Genomic DNA, 20,821 nt, shown 5'->3' on the forward strand with positions numbered 1-20,821 from the left:
TTTCTCCTCGATTGTGCCACGCGTCATCGACGCTGCTCAGCAGCAGCGAAAACCGTCCAGGGGCGAGCGGGGCATGCCCTGGCGCTGATGCCACTCGTGAAAGCGGTCCAGCATGTAGGGATAAAGTTCCAGGGTCATGTCGCCGACGGGGTTGGGGATTCCCATCATGTCGCAGAAGCACAGCAGCATGAAGAGATCTTCTTCATCCTGAAGCTCGCGGGCGATTTCACGGCGGTGCTGAAGGCTCAGCACCGCGTCGTAGCCCTCGATGATTTGTTTGAGCCGCGACCGCCAACCGGCGGGCGCGGCGTTGTCGTCGTCAGCGCGACTCATCGGAACTCAACGACTCTTGGGAGGCTGTCGGGCCCTGGCGGAAGCTTCGCGAGGCCTCGAGCAGGATCCATAGCGCGAAGACCAAGATCAAGCTACCGAAGGTGAACAGCAGCAAGTTGCGGTCAGCATCGCCAAAGCCCGACCAGGTGAAGATTACCTGCTGCCCCATGGCCCACAGCGTCATCACCAGCAGGAACAGCATGGGCACCAATGTGAAGACCACCGGGCGACCTTGGCGCTTGAGCCATACCGATACCAGCATCAGGGTGATGCCTGCCAGTAGCTGGTTGCTGGTGCCGAACAGCGGCCACAGCAAGTAACCGCCTGAGCCGAAGCCCTTGGGGCCTTCCGGCAGGATCACCAGCGCGGCGCTGGCGATGACGGCGATGCTGGTCGCGACGTGTTTGCGTGCGATCACTGGCATGCCGTATTCGGTGCCCAGTTCGGCGATGATGTAGCGCATCAGACGTATAGCGGTATCCAGCGTGGTGGCAGCGAAGCTGACGACGATTACCGCGACCAGGGTCGAGCCCATGTGCTCGGGAATGCCGAGGTTGCCGATCAGTTGCCCGGCACCTTTCACAAAGGAACCGAGCCCGTTGGAACCGGCGGCCGTAAAGCTTGAATAGGTAGCGGTGAAATCTGCGCTGGAGGCGAATAGCGTGCCCACGGCGATGATGGCGATCAGTGCCAGCATGCCTTCACCCAAGGCGCCGCCGTAGCCGATCATGCGCGCGTCGGTTTCCTTGTCGATCTGCTTGGAGGTGGTGCCCGAGGCGACCAGGCCATGGAAGCCGGAAATCGCCCCGCAGGCGATGGTGATGAACAGCAGCGGGTACCAACTGACCTCGGCTTCACCGTTGACGCTGGGTGCGGTCATCTCCGGTGCCCCGAAGAACAACCCCAGATACAGCAGGGCGAGCCCCACCACGAGCTGATGCGAGTTGATATAGTCACGCGGCTGCAAGAGCTTCCAGACCGGCAGCGTCGAGGCGATGTAGACGTAGGCCATCAGCACCACGATCCACACCAGGAAGGCCATCGAAGTGGCGTTGAAGCCTCCTGCCACCGCTGTGTCGGTGCCGCCGAACCAACTGACCAGATCGAACTGCAGTATCGGGACTTCGCTGGCCAACAACGCGGTGGCATACATGACGACAAGGGCGATCACCGAAGGTAGGAGCATCGACCCTGAATGACGATATACGCGATAGCCGATCCATACTGCCAGCGGAATCTGGATGAGCACCGACAGCACGCTGGCAGGGAAGGTGATGAAGAGGTTGGCGATGACCCAGGCGAAGACTGCATTGAGCATCAATACCAGGATCAGAATGATGAACAGAAAGAGCAGCTTGGCGCGTTGACCGATCAACTTGTTGGCCAGTGTGCCGACGGAGTGCCCCTTATGACGATTGGAAAGCACCACGGCGCCGAAGTCATGCACGCCGGCGGCGAACACGGTCCCCAGCACGACCCACAGGATGGCCGGCAGCCAGCCCCAGTAGATAGCGATGGCAGGCCCCACGATAGGGGCTGCGCCAGCCACCGAGGTAAAGTGGTGTCCCCATAGAATCCACTTGTTGGTGGGCACGTAGTCGACGCCGTCTTGATAGGTGTGAGCGGGCGTTTGGAAATCGGGGTCAAGTCGGTAAATGCGTTCAGCGATGAACTTCGAATAGAAGCGATAGCCCATCACGAAACACACGGCGCCGAAGATGGCGATCCAAATAGCGTTCATGGGTGATCCTTGTCGATAACGAGCATGATGCGATGGCGTTGCGTGCCCGGCAGTGCACGGTTTGAGAGCAATGACCCTACCAAAGAATGATGGCGTTTTCCGTTAGACGAACGATGCAGAACGAAGGCGGCTGCGACATTGGCGCGCATGCGGCAATTTGCCTTGCGGCAACGCGACACATACGAAACCCCGCCATAGCGCTTTTTAAGGTTATATAAAGCCTCTACGATGAATGGGTATCGGAGGCGAGATAAGAAAAACCAAACGGTGGCCGTTTTTCGTAGTGACCACCTCATTCCGATGACATTTCGACTACGTGGGCTTCAAGGAGTCAGCCATGGCGCTAGATCCGATTCTTCTGTCGCGATTGCAGTTCGCATTCGTGGTTTCCTTTCATGCCATCTTTCCGGTCTTCACGATCGGGCTGGCATCCTATATCGCCGTGCTGCAGGGCCTTTACGTGTCCACGGGCAACCGCGTCTGGGACCGCCTCGGCCTGTTCTGGACCAAGGTCTTCGCCGTGGTCTTCGGCATGGGCGTGGTGTCCGGCATCGTGATGGCGTTCCAGTTCGGCACCAACTGGAGCAACTTCTCGCAGATGGCGGCGAACTTCATCGGCCCGATGTTGAGCTACGAGGTGGTCACGGCTTTCTTCCTCGAAGCCGGCTTCCTGGGGGTCTTGCTGTTCGGCCGGCATCGTGTCTCGCCGGCGGTGCACTTCTTCGCCGCGCTGATGGTCGCCGTGGGTACCTTCATCTCGGCATTCTGGATCCTGGCCACCAATAGCTGGATGCAGACCCCCGACGGTTACGAGATTCGCGAGGGTGTGATCCATGTGACCTCCTGGTTCGATGCGATCTTCAACGCCTCCTTCCCGTACCGCTTCACGCACATGGCCTTGGCGGCGTTCTTGACCGGTGGCTTCGTGGTGACCGGGGTCAGCGCCTGGTTCCTGCTGCGCGGTCGTGAGGTCGATGCCCACAAGCGTGCGCTGTCGATGACGCTATGGTTGTTGCTGTTCTTGGCGCCGCTGCAAGCCTTCGTCGGCGATGAACACGGTCTCAATACACTGGAACACCAGCCGATGAAAATCGCTGCCATGGAAGGCAACTGGGAAACCCAGTCGAACGTGCCGCTGTTGCTGTTCGCATTGCCGGACCGCGACTTGCAGGCCAACCGCGTGGAGATCGGCATTCCCAATGGCGCCAGTCTTATCCTGCGCCACGACCCAGACGGCGTCGTACCGGGGCTCGATCAAATCGACCGTGCGCAGCAGCCGCCAGTGTGGATCACCTTCTATAGCTTCCGTGTGATGGTGGCGCTGGGGCTCTTGATGATCGCCTTCGCCGTCGCCGGGCTGGTACTACGCAAGGGCGGGCGCGTGTATCGCAGTCGCTGGTTCTTGCGTGGGCTGCAAGGCATGAGCCTGGCACCGTTCGTCGCGGTGGTCGCGGGTTGGTTCGTGACCGAAACCGGGCGTTCGCCGTGGTTGATCTACGGCGTGCTCGACTATGCCGATGCCATCACCCCCTCGCTGAGTGGCGGCATGGTGCTGTTCACGCTGCTGGGCTATATCGCCGTCTACGCCGTGATCTTCATCGCCGGTGTCTATTACCTGTGCAAGGTGATCAATCAGGGCCTTGATGAACACGACGATACGGAGGATTTGGATAGCCACGACCGTCCGGCACGGCCTATGTCCGCCGCCCACGTGCCCTTCGATGATGCGCGCGACGATCGCGCCCCGAACAGGAGCTAAACCATGGAAACGTTCGATCTCTCGTTGATCTGGGCCGTCATCATCGCCTTCGGTGTGATCATGTACGTGCTCATGGATGGTTTCGACCTGGGGCTGGGGATCCTGTTTCCCTTCGCCCCGGATGAAGACGCGCGTGACGTGATGATGAATTCCGTCGCTCCGGTATGGGACGGCAACGAGACGTGGCTGGTACTGGGAGGTGCCGGGCTGATCGGAGCCTTCCCGCTGGTCTATTCGATCCTCTTGCCGGCGATGTACATCGGGGTCTTTCTGATGCTAGCGGGCTTGATCTTTCGTGGCGTGGCCTTCGAGTTTCGCTTCAAATCGCGGCGTACACGCAACTGGTGGAATGCGGCCTTTGCCGGCGGCTCCTTCGTGGCGGCCTTCGCCCAGGGCGCCGTAGTGGGGGCCTATATCGAAGGTTTCGAGACCGCCGATCGCGTGTTCACCGGTGGGGCGCTCGACTGGCTGACGCCGTTTTCAGTGATTACCGGTCTCGGGCTGGTGGCCGGCTATGCATTGCTCGGTGCGACCTGGCTGGTGCTCAAGTCCGAAGGCCATGTGCGTGACTGGGCGCGCAGCCTGGTACCCAAGTTGCTCGCTGGCGTGGTGTTGGTCTTCGTCATCGTCAGCTTGTGGACGCCGTGGATCGATCCGGGCGTCTGGGAGCGCTGGTTCAACCATATGCAGGTGATCTGGCTACTGCCGGCACTGGCCTTGGCTTGCGTGGTCGGCATCTATGCCGCCAACCGCAAAGGGCGTGAGCTGATGGCGTTTTTGCTCACACTGGGGATGTTCATCTTCACCTACATGGGGTTGCTGGTGAGCCGCTGGCCGTATGTCATTCCGCCGGACTACACCCTGTGGGATGCGGCATCCGCTCCCGAATCGCAGTTCTTCCTGTTGATCGGCGTACTGTTCGTGGTGCCCATCATCCTGACCTACACCGCCTGGTCGTACTGGGTATTCCGCGGCAAGGTGCGTGTCGGCGAGGGGTATCACTGAGCCGTGTCTCGATCTCAAGCACAAACCCCGGCGCGTGCGTCGCGCCAATGGCTGGCCGCGCAATCCCGCGAGGTGCGCGGCTACCTGAGCCTTGCCATCGCTGCCGGTGTCGTCGGCGGGCTGGCGACACTGGCGCAACTGGGCCTGATGGCGTGGCTGATCAGCGCCGTCGTGGTCCACGAGTCGGCCTTGGTGACGCTATGGCCTTATGCGGCGGCGTTGGCTGGGGCGGTGATCGTGCGCAGCCTGGCGCAGTGGCTGCAGGAGACCTGCGGTCTGGAAGCCGGGCTGCGCGTCAAGGCACGCGTGCGCGCCCAGGTGCTCGATCATCTCGCGGCGCTGGGGCCGGTGTCTCTGGCCGAGCGACATAGCGCCGGCAGCACCGCGCAACTGGTCGATCAGGTCGAGGCGCTGGAAGGCTATATCGCACGGTACGTACCTCAGGCCACGCTGGCGGTGGTAATGCCGCTGATCTTTCTCGGTGTGGCATTCTCGCTGGACTGGTTGGCGGCGTTGTTCTTCCTGATCGCGGCGCCGTTGATTCCGCTGTTCATGGCGTTGATCGGCATGGGGGCCCAGCGCCTCAATGAACAGCAGTTCCAGGCCATGACGCGTCTCGCGGGGCATTTTCTCGACCGCGTGCGCGGGCTGACCACCTTGCAGCTATTCGGCCGTACCCGCCAGGCCACCGAGGAAGTCACGGCGGTGGCCGACGACTATCGGCGGCGCAATATGAAAACGCTGCGCGTGGCGTTTCTCTCCTCGGCGGTGCTGGAATTCTTCGCCTCGGTGTCGATTGCGGTGATCGCCATCTACATTGGCTTCGGGCTGCTGGGGTACATCCAGTTCGGTCCGGCCGATCAACTGACGCTGTTCAGCGGGTTGTTCCTGCTGTTCATGGCGCCGGATTTCTTCCAGCCGCTGCGCTTGCTGGCGCAGCATTATCATGACCGAGCCAGTGCCCTGGGCGCCGCCGAGGGCTTGCGTGCCTTGCTTGCGCAGACGCCACCCCAGGGCCCACGCATGGCGCCTCTAGACAGTGACGACGACACGACGCCACTGCGGGCGCGCCTGACCGAGGTCAGCGTGACGCATACCGGGCGCGGTCGCGTGTTGGGGCCGCTCGATCTCGATATCGCCGATGGCGAGGTAGTGGCGCTGGTGGGACCCTCGGGCGCCGGCAAGTCGACGCTGCTGCAAGTGCTCGCCGGCTTTGTCGATGCCGAGTCGGGCGAGGTTTTATTGCATGCCGAGTCACGCTTGGCCTGGCTCGATCAGCGTCCGTTCCTGATGCAGGGCACGCTGGCCGAGAATTTGCGTCTGGTCGCGCCCGAGGCCAGTGACGCGCGATTGCGCGAGGCACTGAGTGCTGCGCAGCTTGGCGACTTGCTGGCTGCCTTGCCGGAGGGGCTCGACACTTTCCTCGGCGAGCGCGGCCTGGGGCTGTCCGGCGGGCAGGCCAGCCGCCTGGCGCTGGCACGGGTATTTCTCAGCGATGCGCCGCTGGTGTTGCTCGACGAACCCACGGCGAGCCTCGACCCCGACAGCGAGCGCCGCGTGATCGAGGGGCTCAAGCAATTGGCCGCCCAAGGCCGCACCTTGGTGATCGCCACGCACCATCCCGCCGTCATGGCCATGGCCGACCGCGTGTTGCGTCTCGAGGCGGGGCAGTTGCATTCACAGGATGTACCGACGTCGCCGGAGGCCTTGTCATGAAGGAGCCCACTATCATGAAAGGGTCCACTATCATGAAAGGGTCCACTAGAAAGGCGCTGGGCCCATGGTTGCGCCTGATGGCCGAGCGGCGTACACGCTTGTTGATCGGGGCGTTGCTGATGCTGGCGACGCTGCTGTTCGCCATCGGTCTGCTGACGCTGTCGGGATGGTTCATTACCGCTACCGCGTTAACCGGCATGACGCTCGCGGCGGGTGGCGCGGCGACGCTGGACGTCTTCACGCCGGGTAGCGGGATTCGCTTCTTCGCCGTGGGACGCACCGCCGCGCGTTACGCCGAGCGGCTCTATAACCACGACACCGTGCTGCGCCTGCTGGCGGATATTCGCGGACGGACCTTTGCCGGCTTGTCGCGACTGTCGGGGCGTGAACTGGCGCGCTATCGCGCCGGCGAATGGCTCAACCGGCTGACCGCCGACATCGACGCGCTCGACAATCTCTACCTGCGCTTACTGGCGCCGCCGTTGGTGGGGCTGCTGGCGATTCTCGTCGTCGCCGGCATTCTGGCACTGGCCATGCCTGCACTGGGCGGCGTGCTGCTGGCGATCATGCTGCCATTGTGGATGATCGTCACGCTGGGCATGGCCGTGGCAGGGCGTGGGCCCAGCGCGCGACGCGTCGAGACGCTGGAACGCTTGCGCGTGCGCGCCCTGGAGCATTTACAAGGCCTGGCCGAGCTGCGCACCTTCGGCGTACTCGGAACCCACCGGGAGAAGGTAGAGCACGAACAGCGGGCGTTGCTCGACGATCAGCGGCGTCTGGGCCACCGCACCGCACTGGGTAATGCACTGGTGACTTTGACCGTGCAAGGCGCCGCCGTGGCGATACTCTGCCTGGCGCTGCTGGCGTTCGCTGCGGGCGACATATCGGCGCCCGTCGCAAGCATGTTGCCGCTGGCGGTACTGGCGCTGAATGAAGGCCTTGCCATGCTGCCGGGCGCCTTCGTGCAACTCGGGGCCACGCGTACGGCCGCCGCGCGGCTCAATGCCGAGGCGGCGGTGCCTGCGAGTGACGACGGCGAGACCACTCTGACGAGTGACGAGGCGCCGTCGCTTACCTTCGAGGCGGTGACGCTGCGTTACCCGGGCATGGGCACTACGCCTGCGCTCGAAGACGTCACTCTGCATGTGGCTGCCGGTGAGCGTTTCGCCGTGCTGGGCCCCTCGGGTAGTGGCAAGTCGAGCCTTGCCCAACTGGTCGTCCGCGCGTTCGACCCCGACGCAGGCAGCGTGCAACTGGACGGACAAGATTTACGCCGCTTGGCGCCGCAAGCGTTGCGCGGACGGCTTGCTTACCTGACCCAGCACACCGAGCTCTTTCATGCCTCGCTGGCGGACAATCTGCGTCTGGGATTGCCGGTGAACCACGACCTGGACGAAGCGGCCGTCGAGCGTGCCTTGTGGCAGGCGCTATGGATCGTCGATCTGGATGGCTGGGTGCGCCAACTGCCGCACGGACTCGAGACCTGGGTCGGTGAGGCCGGGCGGCAGCTTTCCGGCGGGCAGGCACGCCGCGTGGCGCTGGCTCGGGTGATCCTCCGCGATGCGCCGCTGGTGTTGCTCGACGAACCGCTGGCGGGACTGGACGCTACCACGGCGGCGACGGTGGCCGAGCGTCTCGACACCTGGCTCGACGGGCGCACGGCGCTGATGTTTGCTCATAACTGTGACGCTCTACCGCTTTGCGATAGGGCGTTAGCATTACATGCAGCCGTGAAACACGCCTTCGCGAAGGGTGACGCTAGCGTCCTTTCTGATCCCAGGGATTGATGACGTCTACATTGGCCGCTTTAAACGGTGCCGTGTCACGGGACGCAACCTGGCAGTCCTGTGACATGGCAATGGCTGCAATATAGCCATCCGGTAGGGGGAAGCCTTGCCCGGCAGCTCTAGCTGCTACAGCCAGTTTGGCATACTGGCGAGCAGCGTCGGTGTCGAAGGACAAGAAGCGTCCCTTGAAAAGCTCCATAAGGCCGTTCAAAGCCTCGTTCAGCCTGTTCTTGCGCCTTCCATCGGGCAGTGCTGCGATGCCAAACAGCAGCTCTGCCAATGTGACACTGGACAGGTAGAGCGTTTCGGCCGACTGCTCATTGAGCCAAGCTCTCACGACCGGATCAGGTTCGGGCTTCATGGCCTCGGAAACGACGTTGGTATCCAAGACGATCATTCAAACCTCAGTGGTTCTGCCGGCGTTTTGTCGTGTACTTGCTCAAGGACGGTAACGTCTTCATTGGTCAGCCCAGCCTGACGGCTCACATCAGCCAGGGCATCGCCCATGTGAAGGCGTGTCTCTGGCCGCGTGACTTCTTCCAGAATGGCGCGCACCTCAGCCTCGGCGCTACGGTTGTGCCGTTTGGCGCGTGCTTTCAGCGCATTGTGTACTTCTTCGGGAATATTCCTGACTGACATCATGCCCATAGCGTGTTTCTCCTTCTGCACCCATACATATTAAATGCATTCAATATGCTTTCAATATAGGTATATGCAAGCAAAAAACAAGTGTCGGTTTGTGCATCTATGTTATAGATAAAACGTAAAAGGCCCGAGCCTCGTGGAAAACGGGACTCGGGCCTTGTTGCCGGCGATACGAACCATCCAACTTGCTACCGGGAGCCGTCCGCGTGCGATGGAGACTCTGCAAGGCTTGAACGCGGCTTACGAAGCGACATGAAAGCCCATGGTCGCTTGGACGGCACGCTTCCAGCCCTCATAAAGTTCGTCGCGCTTTTCTACGCCCATCTGGGGGGTGAAGCGGCGATCCATGACCCATTGCTTGGCAATCTGCTCGCGTGATTCCCAGAAGCCCAGTGCCAGGCCGGCTAGATAGGCGGCACCCAGCGCGGTGGTTTCGTTGATCGCGCAACGCAGAACATCCGTGCCTAGGATGTCGGCCTGAAATTGGGCGAGAAAATCGTTGGCGATGGCGCCGCCGTCGGCACGCAGTTCGGTGAGCTCGAGACCCGCATCGGCCTGCATGGCGTGGAGAACATCCGCGCTCTGGTAGGCCATGGACTCCACCGCCGCACGAATGAAATGTTCCTTGCTCGTGCCGCGTGACAGGCCGAACATCGCGCCGCGCACGTTGGAATCCCAGTAGGGCGCGCCCAGACCGGTGAACGCCGGCACGAGGTAGACGCCGTCGTTGTCCCCGGCGCGTTCGGCATAGGCTTCTGAATCGGAAGACTTGCCCAGCATGCGCAGGCCGTCGCGCAGCCACTGGATCACTGAACCGGCGACGAAAACGCTGCCCTCCAGAGCGTATTCGAGCTGGCCGTCTATTTCCCAGGCGACGGTCGTGAGCAGGCCGTTTTCAGAGGCCGTGGCTTCCGGGCCGGTGTTCATCAGCGTGAAGCAGCCCGTGCCATAGGTGTTCTTGGCCATGCCAGGCTTGAAGCAGGCCTGGCCGAACAGCGCGGCTTGCTGGTCACCGGCCATACCTGCGATGGGCAGTTCATTGCCGAAGAAATATTTCGGCAGCACCGTGCCATAGACTTCACTGCAGGATTTGACCTCGGGCAGCATCGATTCGGGCACCCCGAACAACTCGAGGAGTTCCGGGTCCCATTGACGGTTGCGGATGTTGAACATCATCGTCCGCGAAGCGTTGGTCACGTCGGTGACATGCACCTCACCGCCGGTGAGGTTCCACACCAGCCAGGAATCGATGGTGCCGAACAGCAGCTCGCCGTTGTCGGCTTTTTCTTTGACGCCGTCGACGTTATCGAAGATCCACTTGAGCTTGGTGCCCGAGAAATACGCATCGATGACCAGCCCGGTCTTGTCGCGGATCATATCCGCATGCCCGGCTTCACGCAGCTCATCGCAGATCTCGGCCGAATGGCGTGATTGCCAGACGATGGCGTTATAGACCGGCTGCCCGGTGTTCTTGTCCCACACGACGGTGGTTTCGCGCTGGTTGGTGATGCCGATGCCGGCAATTTCCGAGACATCGACCTGGGTATTGTTGATCACCTCGGTGAGCGTGGTCAGCACGCTGGTCATGATGTCGCGCGGGTTGTGCTCCACCCAGCCCGGCTGCGGGAAGATCTGCTCGAACTCGCGCTGAGCGATGCCGGCGATCTGACCGTCATGATCGAATAGCATCGAGCGGGAACTGGTCGTACCTTGGTCGATCGCGAGTATGTATTTCTTTGCATTGCTCATGGAAGGTCACTCCTCGTGTTCGTTGCGAAAAAATCGATCAATCTGAACGGGTTAGTAGACGTAGGCAACAAGCGCCGCCAACGTGCTGCCGATGACAGGGCCCACTATCGGTACCCACGCATAGCGCCAATCGTTAGAGCCCTTGTTCTTGATGGGCAGTACGGCGTGGGCAATGCGCGGGCCCAGGTCGCGCGCCGGATTGATGGCATAGCCGGTCGTCCCGCCCAGCGAAGCCCCGATAGAGACCACCAATAGCGCGACCGCCAAGGGTCCGAGGCCAGACGGCGTGTTACCGAACATGAGGATCACGAAGATCAGCACGAATGTGCCGATGATCTCGCTGACCAAGTTCCAGCCATAGGATCGGATGGTCGGTGCCGTGGAGAAAGTGGCGAGTTTGAGCGCGCCATCTTCGGTGTCGTCGTACTGTTTCTTGTACGCCAGATAGCAAACGATCGCCCCTAGAAAACCGCCGATGAACTCGGCCACAAAGTAGGTGAGGGTGGTGACGAAGTTGATCGGAATACCCTCGGCATACTCTTTGGCCGGGCCGATCAGCAGGGCTAATGTCACGGCTGGATTGATATGCGCACCGGTATCGAAGGCAACGTACACACCGCAGAACACGGCAAGCCCCCAGCCGAAGAAGATCACGATGCCATCGCTGCCGTTGCCATTCGTTTTGTTAAGCAGGACGTTGGCCACCACGCCGCAACCCAGCAGCGTCAGAAATGCCGTTCCAGCGATCTCGTGGACCAGTATCGTTTCTACGATGTCCATGAGTATTCCTCCCTGTGATGGGAATCACGCGCGGATAAGGCGGGATTTGCATGCCCTGCAATGTCGCTGGAGATGCGGGTAAGCTGGCGAGTCATGATTTTCCTCCTTGTTGTTGTGCCACTCGTGCGGATGGCGATTGAATGGGTGTCTTTATTCCTATGCGCTACGTGGTGTGCTCCTATGTCTATGTATCGGCTTCAGTCGACTCGGCGGAGGAGTAGGTGAGGTAATCGGCGAGCCGGTGTTGTTCGTTTTCATCGAGACGCAGCCCCAGCTTGGATCGCCGCCAGAGAATGTCCTCGGCCGTGTGTGCCCATTCGTGATCGCGCAGATAATCGACTTCGGCGGCATACAGATCGGCACCAAAGTGCTCACCCAGATCGTCCAGACTTTTGGCGTCTCCCACGATGTCGCGCACGCGGGTGCCGTAGTTGAAGACCATGCGATTGGCCATGCCCAGTGGAATGAAGGGATGACTGGCCTGTAGCGACTCGAACAGATGCTGGGGTTTCGCTTCTTCGCCACCGGGCAGTGGATGACCTTTACCGGTCCAGGCTTTTGCTTGGTGGCCGAGTTCGGGAGCCAGTTGATCGACAGCGTCTTCAGCCAGCCGCCGATAGGTCGTCAACTTGCCGCCGAAGACGTTGAGCAGTACAGCGCCAGCGGAGGTATCGAGCTGGATGCGGTAATCGCGAGTGATCTCGCTGGCGTTGTCCTCGTGATCATCGAGCAGGGGGCGTACGCCGGAGTAGCTCCAGACGATATCGCCAGGGGCGATAGACTGTTCGAAGTAGCGATTGGCCGACTCGCAGAGATACTCGATTTCGTCTTTCGCGATGGTGGCCTCGCCGGGGGCGCCATCGTGCTCGACGTCGGTCGTCCCGATGAGCGTGAAGTCGCGCTCGTAGGGAATGGCGAACACGATGCGTCCATCGGGCTGCTGGAAGATGTAAGAGTAGGCATGGTCGAACAGCTTGTTGACCACGATATGGCTGCCCTTGATCAGGCGCAGCGAATACGGGTGATCCAGCGAAGTGGCCTCGTCGAGAAAGCGCACGGCCCAGGGCCCGGCCGCATTGACCAGTCCGCGGGCGGCGACCTCGATCGACTCGCCCTCGGCGGTGCGCAGGGTGACGGTCCATCCATCGGAGCCGCGTACGGCAGTTTCGGCACGCGTGCGGGTCATGATGCGGGCGCCACGATTGGCTGCATCCATGCAGTTGAGCACCACCAGCCGGGCATCCTGAACCCAGGCGTCCGAGTAGACGAAGCCCTTGGTGAACTCGGGCTTCAGAGGCGCCCCTGCCGGATGGTCGGCAAACTTGATGCCTTGCGAGCCTTCGAGCGTCTGTCGTCCACCCAGATGGTCATACATGAAAAGCCCGGTGCGGATCATCCAGGCCGGACGTAAATGCTTCTGGTGGGGCAGGATGAAACGCATCGGCCAGATGATGTGCGGTGCCGCCTTGAGGAGTATCTCGCGCTCGGAGAGGGCTTTGGCCACGAGCTTGAATTCGTACTGCTCGAGATAACGCAGGCCACCGTGGATCAGCTTGGTCGAAGCGGATGACGTATGGCTGGCGAGATCATCCGCCTCGACGAGTAGCACCGAAAGACCACGGCCTGCCGCATCACGCGCGATGCCCGCACCGTTGATACCGCCGCCGATGACAATCAGATCGTAGGGTTCGTTGCGCATGTTCGGATCCGCTCACTAGTGTTCGAGTTAGATCATTGTGGCGCGGAATCGAACATTTTTAATTAGGCAAAAAGTAGTAGACGCTATGTCGGTCTATGGCTGAGATCGAGCATATGGACCCGAGGCCGACCTGATAGGGCCTCGGTGAGCGCATGGTGGGGTTCGTCAGTGAAAAAGCGAATCGATGTGAAAATTTCGAAATTCGGATCAGAATATTAGCGATCCCCGTCGGCAAGCATGTCGTCGATAAGGTGAAGGCGCTGGTGGAAGGCTAAGAAGACGAGGCGTCCTGAGTCGGTTTCACGACGGTTTTCTCATCGTGTAGCGCTTCCCAGGCGTGATAAGTGCTGAGGAAGACCTCGCCGGTGAGGTGGTCGAGGAAGTCGCTTTGCTTGAGCCGGTCCATCACCGGGCCCTTCACTTCCGCGAGGTGCAGTTTGACCTGCGAGTCGTTGAGGCGGGAGTTGATGGCTTCGAGGCTTTCCAGTGCCGAGGCGTCGATGAGGTTGACCGCCGAGCTGATCAGCACGACATGCTTGAGCGCCGGGCGTTCGGCGACCATGGCGTAGACGGTGTCCTCGAGATAGCGTGCGTTGGCGAAATAAAGGCTTTCGTCGACGCGCAACAGTGCCACGCTGGGGTCGTGTTCGGTGGTGTAGCGCTCGACGTTGCGGAAGTGCTCGGTGCCCGGAACGCGGCCCACCAGGGCGCTATGCGGTCGGCTGGTGGTGTAGAGGAACAGTGCCAATGAAAGTCCCACGCCGACCATTACGCCGACTTCAACGCCGCTGACGAAGGTCAGCACGATGGTCGCCAGCATGGCGGCGAAATCGCGCTTCGAGTAGTGCCAGGTACGCTTGAGGCCGCGCGCGTCGAGCAACGTGAAGGTCGAGACGATGATGCTGGCGGCGAGCGTGGCGATGGGCAGAAAGTGGATCAGCGGCGTGAGGTAGAGCGTCACCAGCGCCACGCCCAGGGCGGCGAAGCTGCCGGCGGCCGGCGTGCGTGCGCCGGCATCGAAGTTGATTACCGTGCGCGACAGGCTGCCCGTCACTGGCATGCTGCTGCTCACGGCGGCGGCGAGGTTGCTGCCGCCCAGCGCGAAGAGTTCCTGATCGGGCGCAATGCGCTGGCGACGCTTGGCGGCCAGCATCTGTGCCAGCGATACCGACTCGATGAAGCCCACCAGACTGATCAGAAACGCCGGCATGAGTAGCGTGCTGATCAAGGTCGGGTCGAGCGAGGGCAGCGCCAATGGTGGGAGATGGCGCGGAATCTCGCCGACCACGGCCACGCCGTACGCCTCCAGGTTGAATGCCCATACCAACAGGGTCGAGATCATGACGGCAATGATCGGCCCGGCCTTGGTGATGAAGCCACTCAAGGTGGTAGTCATGCCCAGACGGCGCAGCGTGGGACCGGCGCGGCGCATTCCCACCAGAAACGCCAGCGAGCCGAGACCGATCAAGGCGGTGAGTACGTTGAAATCCTGCCAGTGCGTGATTAGCCCAGCGAGCTGTTCGATCAGCGTGAAGCCGGACATCGTGATGCCCAGCAAGTTGCCCAGTTGGCTAGTGGCGATCAACACGCCCGAGGCGCTGAGCAGGCCGGACACGACCGGATGACTCAGAAAGTTGGCGAAGAAGCCCAGCCGGAAGACGCCCATCAGCATCAGCATGCCGCCGGACAAGAACGCCAGCGTTGCGGCGGCCTCGCTGTAGGCGACGGTCCCCGTGGCGACGATGTTTGATAACGCTGCGGCCGTCATCAGAGCGACGATTGCCATTGGCCCCACCGCCAGCGTGCGGCTGGTGCCGAAGACGGTATATGCGATCAACGGCAGCATGCTGGCGTAAAGCCCCGTCACCGCCGGCAATCCGGCGAGCAGGGCATAGGCCAGCGCTTGCGGGATGACCATCAAGGTGACGATGACGGCGGCGAAGAGATCCTGGGATAGCGTTTGGCGATCGTAGCCTGGCAGCCATTCGACAATGGGAAAGTAACGCTTGAGCATCCGGGTCTCGTTGGTGTGCAAGGAGGTCAGGTTTCTGAGCGAAAAGATATAACGCTAGAAGTATTGCTAATAGTCACTAATGGTGCGGCGTGCGGGCCGTGTGTGCAAGTGCGAAGGGGTGACGCAAGGCGTCTGCTAAAATCACGCTTCCCAATCGACAAGCCGGCCCTGGCGTTGCGCCAGGGTTTCGGCGATGCGCAGCACTTCTTCGCTGGGGATCTGGCGGATCAGTTCCTGGCTTTCGCGGTCGACGATACGGGTCACGATCCGCCCCTCGTATTCCGACAACTCGAATTGGATGTTATAGGAGCGCATGACGGCGTTGACGCGGTCGATGGGCTTGGCGAGCTCGCTCATGGTCAAGTCCGATGATGACGCCGAGATCCCCAGCGCATCATTATCGGGCTGGATGTGGGCCAGGGCCATGTCCAGTCGCTGGCGGCCGCTCAGCGGGTTGGGTGTGATGTTGGCGGTGGCAGGACCGCTGTTGACGGGAAATTCAGGAATGTTCGACGACATATACGTCCCCTGCGTTGTTATCGATCTTGTTGTCGAGTGCGGCCTCGTTCAAGCGGTAGGCGCTTTTCAGAGAGAGGCCCAGAGCACTCGCTGGCAACCGGATCACGTCATCATGTCGATGTGCGTGTGTCCGGCATCGTCGCCGACACCGATGTCGACGAAGAAGGCATGTAAAAAGCTGCTATCGTGCTTGTAAGCTTGGATCTTCTTGATGTCCTGATGCTTACCGAAGCTGTTGGTGCTTTTTTGCACCTCGATGGCGGCAAGATTTTCGTGGGTTCCGCGGTGATGAATGATGATGTCGGGGTAGGCAGTACGCGCATCGGTGTCGGCGGTATTGGTCACGCAGGTCATGTGGCGGGTGCGTTTGCAAGGCCCCGACCAGCGATTGTATTCGCAATCGATATCCCAATCGGGAAACGCCTGTTGCAGATACATGGCCAGGCGGAAGGAGAGCGAACGCTCCGTCGCCGATGCCTTGAGCAGGGGGGCGTCGCGCTCGAGAAGCGTTTCAAGGGCATGGTTCAGCTTCTCTTGAATACTGGTGTCGGATTCGGTGATGAATGTACCGATATGGGTCATCGGGTGCCTCACTTTTTTTCTTCGTTAGCGCGATAATAACGGTGTAATGCCCTGCTAAGTAGTTATCGGCGATGCCCGCCCAAACTTTAACGGCGCGTATTAAACGGGCCGAAATTCGGCATGCAGTTTGCCGTCGCGCACCATCACATACGCCATGTTGCGTTTGCCGGTTTCGTCTAACCAGTCGAGTTCATTGACCCCCGGTTTGAGCACCGATTCAGCCGCTGCGAGTGATGTCGCGGCGGTACCATTGACCGATATCACCACCGCGCCGAGCGGCAAGCGGCTGTGCAAAGGACTTTCCGCGCCGATGTCGACGAGCTGAAGACCGGTGCTGGCGGGGTTGGCGGGTGCCTCTTCTTTTTTTGGGCGCGGCGAGCCTGAGGGACGCGCCTTGGGCTGGGGGGCAGGCGACGGCGGTGCTTCACGCTGGCTCTGCGAATGGCCCTGACGCAACTGCGAATGAGCAGAGGTCACTAGCAGCAATATACCGACCAGAAGCACGATCATGGCAATATTGGCAAAGAGCAACGCGGGCAAGTGGGCACTGAGTAGTGACGGTGCATAGCGTTGGAAGAGCAATATTTTGTATGTCGTATAAGGCAGGGTTGCCATCACCGCTACCCATATCACCACGAGAAAGATCTGACTGCGCAATAATGTCCGCATGGTGTGCTAGCCATATTCAAATAAGTCCAGGAGGTTTAACGCATTACACGAAAAAATCAAGTACTCCAGTCTAAAGTTACGCACGTACTTTCGTCATGAGCGCACAAATCAGACGATTAATACGCGCAGCAGCTAATACGTGCCGCAGCACTACTGGCGCGCATGCGCCTTGACCTGATCGTAGAGTAATCTTGCGTTATCCAGGGCGATGGCCTCGTTTTCATCCAACTGCAAGAGAGAACTGCCAGTACGGTCGCCGTTCTGGGTGGCGCGGATCACCGTCGCATGGCGGCGCGATACGCTGGCGACATTCATGCGGATGGACAGCAGCATCAGCTCGAAACGGCGCTTCTGATCCTCGCGGCGCTCACGCTCCTCGGCGGATTCGGTGGTTTCGATGAGCGACGCCAGGGTCGTATTGATCAACCTCTCGACCAGATCGAGGCGCGGCACGATCTCGTCATTCAGCTCATTGACGGTGATTTGGGTACGGGGAGAAGACATGGCAATGCCTGAGTGATAAAAGGCCATAAAATGAGATGGATGACAAAAGGGCCAGCCAAGCTGGCCCAAGGCTCGCCGGTTGGCAAGCGTCATACACAGCGAGTGTCGGTAGTCACGGCACTTGAAACGGTCGCGATACCTACGTGCATCTTATCGGCCCATGCGTGTTGAACTTTAATTCGCGTTGTTCTTCTTGATTCAATGCTTATGATCGACGCGGTGGTCGTCAGGATTGACGATACCTACGAGCCGGCCAATTTGCATGAAATCGGTCGATGACAAGACGGTATCGATATGCGCATCGATAAAAGCGAGGTTCTTGACGACATGAACCTGGGTCGGTACGCCCTTGCTATCGATATCCATGATCCAAGCGAGGAAGCCTCTAGAAAACTTGGCCAGGCTGCCGATGGGGTATAAGCCGTATTGTTGGATGTACTCGGTGAGAATCGCGTGGTCGTAGAGCTCGTCGTGTTCATGCACCCAGCGATAAGCATCCAGTGGTGTGCATGGCTCAACACCATTGCGTGCATGCGTGTATTTATTGACCGCCTTGATGACGGAAATGTGCTTGACGAGCTCCGAGAGTTCATCTCCCGTCTTGCCCGCAGGGTAACCGCTGCCATCGAGCAATTCGTTAGCGTTCTGGATGATATCCAGGCAGCCTTCGCTAGGGTACCAATCCAGCTCAGAGAGCTTCTCGAGCAGCTTATCGACATGGCCGAGGAGGAGCTCTTTTTGCTGAGGCGTCATGTTGGCTTTCAGTGAGGGAAGCTTTTCACTCATCAAAAGCGGCTTGCCCATGGTATGCATCAGTGTGCCTGCGACGGCCTCGCGCAAGTGACTTGAATGCGGATCACGCGACGTGACCATGTCCGCCAGAAAGCCGGCTACCTGGATGGCATGTCGTACCCACTCCGGTTGATCGCGCAGGAAGGAAAGCGCGTATAACAGCTCCTTGCGATTCTGCTTGACGAGATAGAGCAATGAGTCGGTGCAGTCGTAAAGCGTCTCCTCGGGGAAGGTATTCCAATTCTTGGTGAAGATCAGCACGGCCTGAAGTTGGCGTGCGATGGTCCGTACCCCCTTGACCATCGGTGGAGCGTTGGGAGAATCATCCTGATTGTGGCTGGCATGTTTCAGAATGCTATCTTCCTTTTTCCGGGGGATGTAAACGGCCGACTGGCTGACGCTGCGGCCATCGACGCCGGCCCGATAAGCGGCCTCACGCTCGGACTCGGAAACGACATGGAACAGCGTATTCTCCATGTCGCGTTCCACCTCGACGAACTGAATGCCCAGCGCCGCATGTCCCTCACTACCGAAAGGACGCATGTGGCGTATGCATCCGCGGGCGTAGAAATACTCGCCATTGGGAAATTCCAGCGTGATGCTGGGCAGCACCTGGTTGACGTAAAGCGGCAGGCTGTCTTCCATGGCGATGTCGATCATGCAGCCACCGGTGGAGATATTGCGCAGCCGCCCCTTGATGGTCAACTCATTGGCGAACACCTCGAGTCTGGCACGCGCATACATACCGAGGATCAGCGGAATACGTACCGCACCACGCGTTTCCTCGGTGAACAACGCATCCGCCAGTTGGCACTGGATATCGTAGGAATCGGCCTCCTTCCTGAGCGGTTTGGCCTTGATCTTCTCGAAATTGTAGATCTCCGTGGCCTCCTCATCGGATGGCGCGGAGATCTCGATATCGAAGGATAAATACCCTCGATAGATGTACGACTCTATGTCGGCCTTTTCATCGGAGACGCTAAGATCAAAAGCCCCGGTTTCCGTATCCAGGTTGAAGATTTCGCCCTGAAGCGGGTTAGTCGTCTTCTTGGAAAACACCGTTATGGTGTGTTCCTTGGCGATCAGAGCGCGAAGAACGCCCGCCAGGTGATTGCCTGAGTATTGGTGTGACAGCATATGCGTACCTATGAGTCCATTGCCGGGGCGATGTACGGTTCGTATGTTCTTTTATTGTAATAGTATTTTTTTATTTTAATCGTGCTTATACGTGGTGCTTGCGCTGCCAGGCCGTATGGATAGGTGCGCCGGAAGCGTCACCGATAACGACCATGTCTCCCTTATATCATAGATAGACAGGATGGGGCGTAGGGTAGATTAAGTATGTTCGGTGAGTGCCTGGCAACCATATCATCGACTGGATGATCCAACTGCCCAAAGGGTTGGAACCGGAGTTTTTGCAGGCGGTTTACGCCATTGAGGAGGAGAAGAAAATGCCTTACATCAACACGGCTGAGCGTCTGGGGCTTGAGAAGGGGCTTGAAAAGGGACGCCAAGAAGGGCTCCAGGAAGGGCGTCAGGAAGGCCAGCTAGAAGCCAGGCAAGCAACCGCTCGTAACCTGATCAAGCTGGGGGTGCTGAGCGATGAACAGATTGTTGAAGCCACCGGGCTGACAGTGGCTGAGGTGCAGGAATTGCGAGTCGACGACAGACACTGACTGATCTAATGGCCAGCCCTGCCGAGCGGCTGGCCGGCCCCGCGAGCGCTGAATACCCATTGAAGTGCTCCAATTGGAGCGGACAAACCGAGACGTCGTCCCGATGCGTCACCGTAGTCGTCGCCTTGACGACACGCACGCTATAACTACAATGTAATGCATGAGCCATCTTACCTTTGACTGGGATCCTCGCAAGGATGCTGCCAATCGCAAAAAGCATGACGTCTCGTTCCACGAGGCTAAGACTGCTTTTACGGACGAGTTTGGCCGACTTATAGCAGACCCTGACCATTCTGATGAGGAGGACCGGTTCATACTCCTCGCAACGAGTATTCATTCGCGTTTGCTGGTGGTATGCCACTGCGTTAGAGAGGGTGAGACAATTCGAATCATCTCTGCGCGTAAGGCAGACAAGCGAGAGCGAAAGACATATGAAGGGTATCGACATGCGTGATCATTACGATTTTTCTCAGTCCGTCAAGAATCCATACGCCAAAAAACTCAAGAAGCAGGTTACGATCCGACTTGATGAAGACACCATTGCGTATTTCAAGAACCTTGCCGAGGAAAAAGACCTTCCGTATCAGAGCCTCATTAATCTCTATCTGCGCGACTGCGCACAGTCACATAAAGACCTTAAAATTGAGTGGCAGTAAACAATTATCAAGCGTTAGAGCGGCGGTTGTCGAAGCTACCGGGCTGACAGTGGCCGAGGTAAAGGCACTGCGAGTCGACGACAGGCACTGACTGATTTAGTGGCCAGCCCAGCCGTGCGGCTGGCCCGCTCACCGCAGCGGCCTCGTGGGAGCGAATTTATTCGCGATTATCCCACCGCCATCGCGAACGAGTTC

20 protein-coding genes are annotated in these 20,821 nt (G+C 59.6%); 7 read left to right on the forward strand and 13 right to left on the reverse strand.

The window, feature by feature from the left end:
- Positions 1-36 precede the first annotated feature (36 nt).
- Together L1073_RS07050 and L1073_RS07055 are read right to left on the reverse strand one after the other, a co-directional pair.
- The gene (locus L1073_RS07050) at positions 37-333 is read right to left on the reverse strand and encodes a cory-CC-star protein (protein WP_246897938.1); all 297 of its coding nucleotides are present in this window, start codon (positions 331-333) and stop codon (positions 37-39) included.
- A complete protein-coding gene (locus L1073_RS07055) occupies positions 320-2,074 on the reverse strand; it encodes a carbon starvation CstA family protein (protein ID WP_246897940.1) in 1,755 nt (584 codons plus the stop codon). Before L1073_RS07055 ends, L1073_RS07050 begins: the two co-directional genes overlap by 14 nt.
- A gap of 337 nt (positions 2,075-2,411) precedes the next feature.
- Here L1073_RS07055 and L1073_RS07060 point away from each other — a divergent pair, with 337 nt between their 5' ends.
- Genes L1073_RS07060 through cydC form a run of 4 tightly spaced genes read left to right on the forward strand, consistent with a single transcriptional unit; the run spans position 2,412 to position 8,341 of the window.
- Positions 2,412-3,833: a cytochrome ubiquinol oxidase subunit I gene (locus tag L1073_RS07060; protein WP_246897941.1), complete on the forward strand. Its 1,422-nt coding sequence runs from the start codon at positions 2,412-2,414 to the stop codon at positions 3,831-3,833.
- Between the two features lie 3 nt (positions 3,834-3,836).
- Complete coding sequence (gene cydB / locus L1073_RS07065) at positions 3,837-4,838, forward strand: cytochrome d ubiquinol oxidase subunit II (RefSeq protein WP_246897943.1); 1,002 nt, start codon at positions 3,837-3,839, stop codon at positions 4,836-4,838.
- A 3-nt stretch (positions 4,839-4,841) separates the two neighbouring features.
- Positions 4,842-6,554, forward strand: a complete 1,713-nt coding sequence (gene cydD / locus L1073_RS07070; RefSeq protein ID WP_246897944.1) for a thiol reductant ABC exporter subunit CydD — start codon at positions 4,842-4,844, stop codon at positions 6,552-6,554.
- Positions 6,555-6,568: 14 nt separating this feature from the next.
- On the forward strand, positions 6,569-8,341 hold the full coding sequence (gene cydC / locus L1073_RS07075) for a thiol reductant ABC exporter subunit CydC (protein ID WP_246897946.1): 1,773 nt from the start codon (positions 6,569-6,571) through the stop codon (positions 8,339-8,341).
- Here the strand turns inward: cydC and L1073_RS07080 are convergent.
- The 11 genes from L1073_RS07080 to L1073_RS07130 form a co-directional block, all read right to left on the reverse strand.
- Positions 8,313-8,738 carry a type II toxin-antitoxin system VapC family toxin gene (locus tag L1073_RS07080; protein ID WP_246897948.1) on the reverse strand — a complete coding sequence of 142 codons (426 nt, stop codon included), beginning with the start codon at positions 8,736-8,738 and terminating at the stop codon, positions 8,313-8,315. The two genes, cydC and L1073_RS07080, sit on opposite strands and share 29 nt — an antisense overlap.
- Positions 8,735-8,989 (reverse strand): FitA-like ribbon-helix-helix domain-containing protein, encoded by a 255-nt coding sequence (locus L1073_RS07085; protein ID WP_246897949.1) that lies wholly within the window; start codon positions 8,987-8,989, stop codon positions 8,735-8,737. Before L1073_RS07085 ends, L1073_RS07080 begins: the two co-directional genes overlap by 4 nt.
- 237 nt (positions 8,990-9,226) lie before the next feature.
- Entirely contained in the window at positions 9,227-10,735 is a 1,509-nt protein-coding gene (glpK, locus tag L1073_RS07090) for a glycerol kinase GlpK (RefSeq protein ID WP_246897951.1), read from the reverse strand.
- Positions 10,736-10,786: 51 nt separating this feature from the next.
- On the reverse strand, positions 10,787-11,515 hold the full coding sequence (locus tag L1073_RS07095) for an MIP/aquaporin family protein (protein ID WP_246897954.1): 729 nt from the start codon (positions 11,513-11,515) through the stop codon (positions 10,787-10,789).
- A gap of 184 nt (positions 11,516-11,699) precedes the next feature.
- On the reverse strand, positions 11,700-13,214 hold the full coding sequence (glpD, locus tag L1073_RS07100; RefSeq protein ID WP_246897955.1) for a glycerol-3-phosphate dehydrogenase: 1,515 nt from the start codon (positions 13,212-13,214) through the stop codon (positions 11,700-11,702).
- Between the two features lie 271 nt (positions 13,215-13,485).
- The gene (locus L1073_RS07105) at positions 13,486-15,228 is read right to left on the reverse strand and encodes a SulP family inorganic anion transporter (RefSeq protein WP_246897957.1); all 1,743 of its coding nucleotides are present in this window, start codon (positions 15,226-15,228) and stop codon (positions 13,486-13,488) included.
- 141 nt (positions 15,229-15,369) lie between these two features.
- Positions 15,370-15,747 carry a flagellar protein FlaG gene (locus L1073_RS07110; protein WP_246897959.1) on the reverse strand — a complete coding sequence of 126 codons (378 nt, stop codon included), beginning with the start codon at positions 15,745-15,747 and terminating at the stop codon, positions 15,370-15,372.
- A gap of 102 nt (positions 15,748-15,849) precedes the next feature.
- Complete coding sequence (locus tag L1073_RS07115; protein ID WP_246897961.1) at positions 15,850-16,329, reverse strand: hypothetical protein; 480 nt, start codon at positions 16,327-16,329, stop codon at positions 15,850-15,852.
- Positions 16,330-16,428: 99 nt separating this feature from the next.
- Positions 16,429-16,998 (reverse strand): hypothetical protein, encoded by a 570-nt coding sequence (locus L1073_RS07120; RefSeq protein WP_246897962.1) that lies wholly within the window; start codon positions 16,996-16,998, stop codon positions 16,429-16,431.
- A 150-nt stretch (positions 16,999-17,148) separates the two neighbouring features.
- Positions 17,149-17,502 carry a hypothetical protein gene (locus L1073_RS07125; RefSeq protein WP_246897964.1) on the reverse strand — a complete coding sequence of 118 codons (354 nt, stop codon included), beginning with the start codon at positions 17,500-17,502 and terminating at the stop codon, positions 17,149-17,151.
- A 198-nt stretch (positions 17,503-17,700) separates the two neighbouring features.
- The gene (locus L1073_RS07130) at positions 17,701-19,431 is read right to left on the reverse strand and encodes a PilZ domain-containing protein (RefSeq protein WP_246897966.1); all 1,731 of its coding nucleotides are present in this window, start codon (positions 19,429-19,431) and stop codon (positions 17,701-17,703) included.
- 215 nt (positions 19,432-19,646) lie between these two features.
- Here L1073_RS07130 and L1073_RS07135 point away from each other — a divergent pair, with 215 nt between their 5' ends.
- The 3 genes from L1073_RS07135 to L1073_RS07145 all read left to right on the forward strand — a co-directional run bounded on the left by L1073_RS07135 (position 19,647) and on the right by L1073_RS07145 (position 20,626).
- Positions 19,647-19,970 carry an RpnC/YadD family protein gene (locus tag L1073_RS07135; protein WP_246897968.1) on the forward strand — a complete coding sequence of 108 codons (324 nt, stop codon included), beginning with the start codon at positions 19,647-19,649 and terminating at the stop codon, positions 19,968-19,970.
- Between the two features lie 160 nt (positions 19,971-20,130).
- Entirely contained in the window at positions 20,131-20,424 is a 294-nt protein-coding gene (locus L1073_RS07140) for a BrnT family toxin (protein WP_246897969.1), read from the forward strand.
- A complete protein-coding gene (locus L1073_RS07145; RefSeq protein WP_246897971.1) occupies positions 20,402-20,626 on the forward strand; it encodes a BrnA antitoxin family protein in 225 nt (74 codons plus the stop codon). The genes L1073_RS07140 and L1073_RS07145 overlap by 23 nt, the downstream gene beginning before the upstream one ends.
- Positions 20,627-20,821: the final 195 nt, after the last annotated feature.

The sequence above is a fragment of the Chromohalobacter nigrandesensis genome (assembly GCF_023061285.1).
Classification (GTDB): Bacteria; Pseudomonadota; Gammaproteobacteria; order Pseudomonadales; family Halomonadaceae; genus Chromohalobacter; species Chromohalobacter nigrandesensis.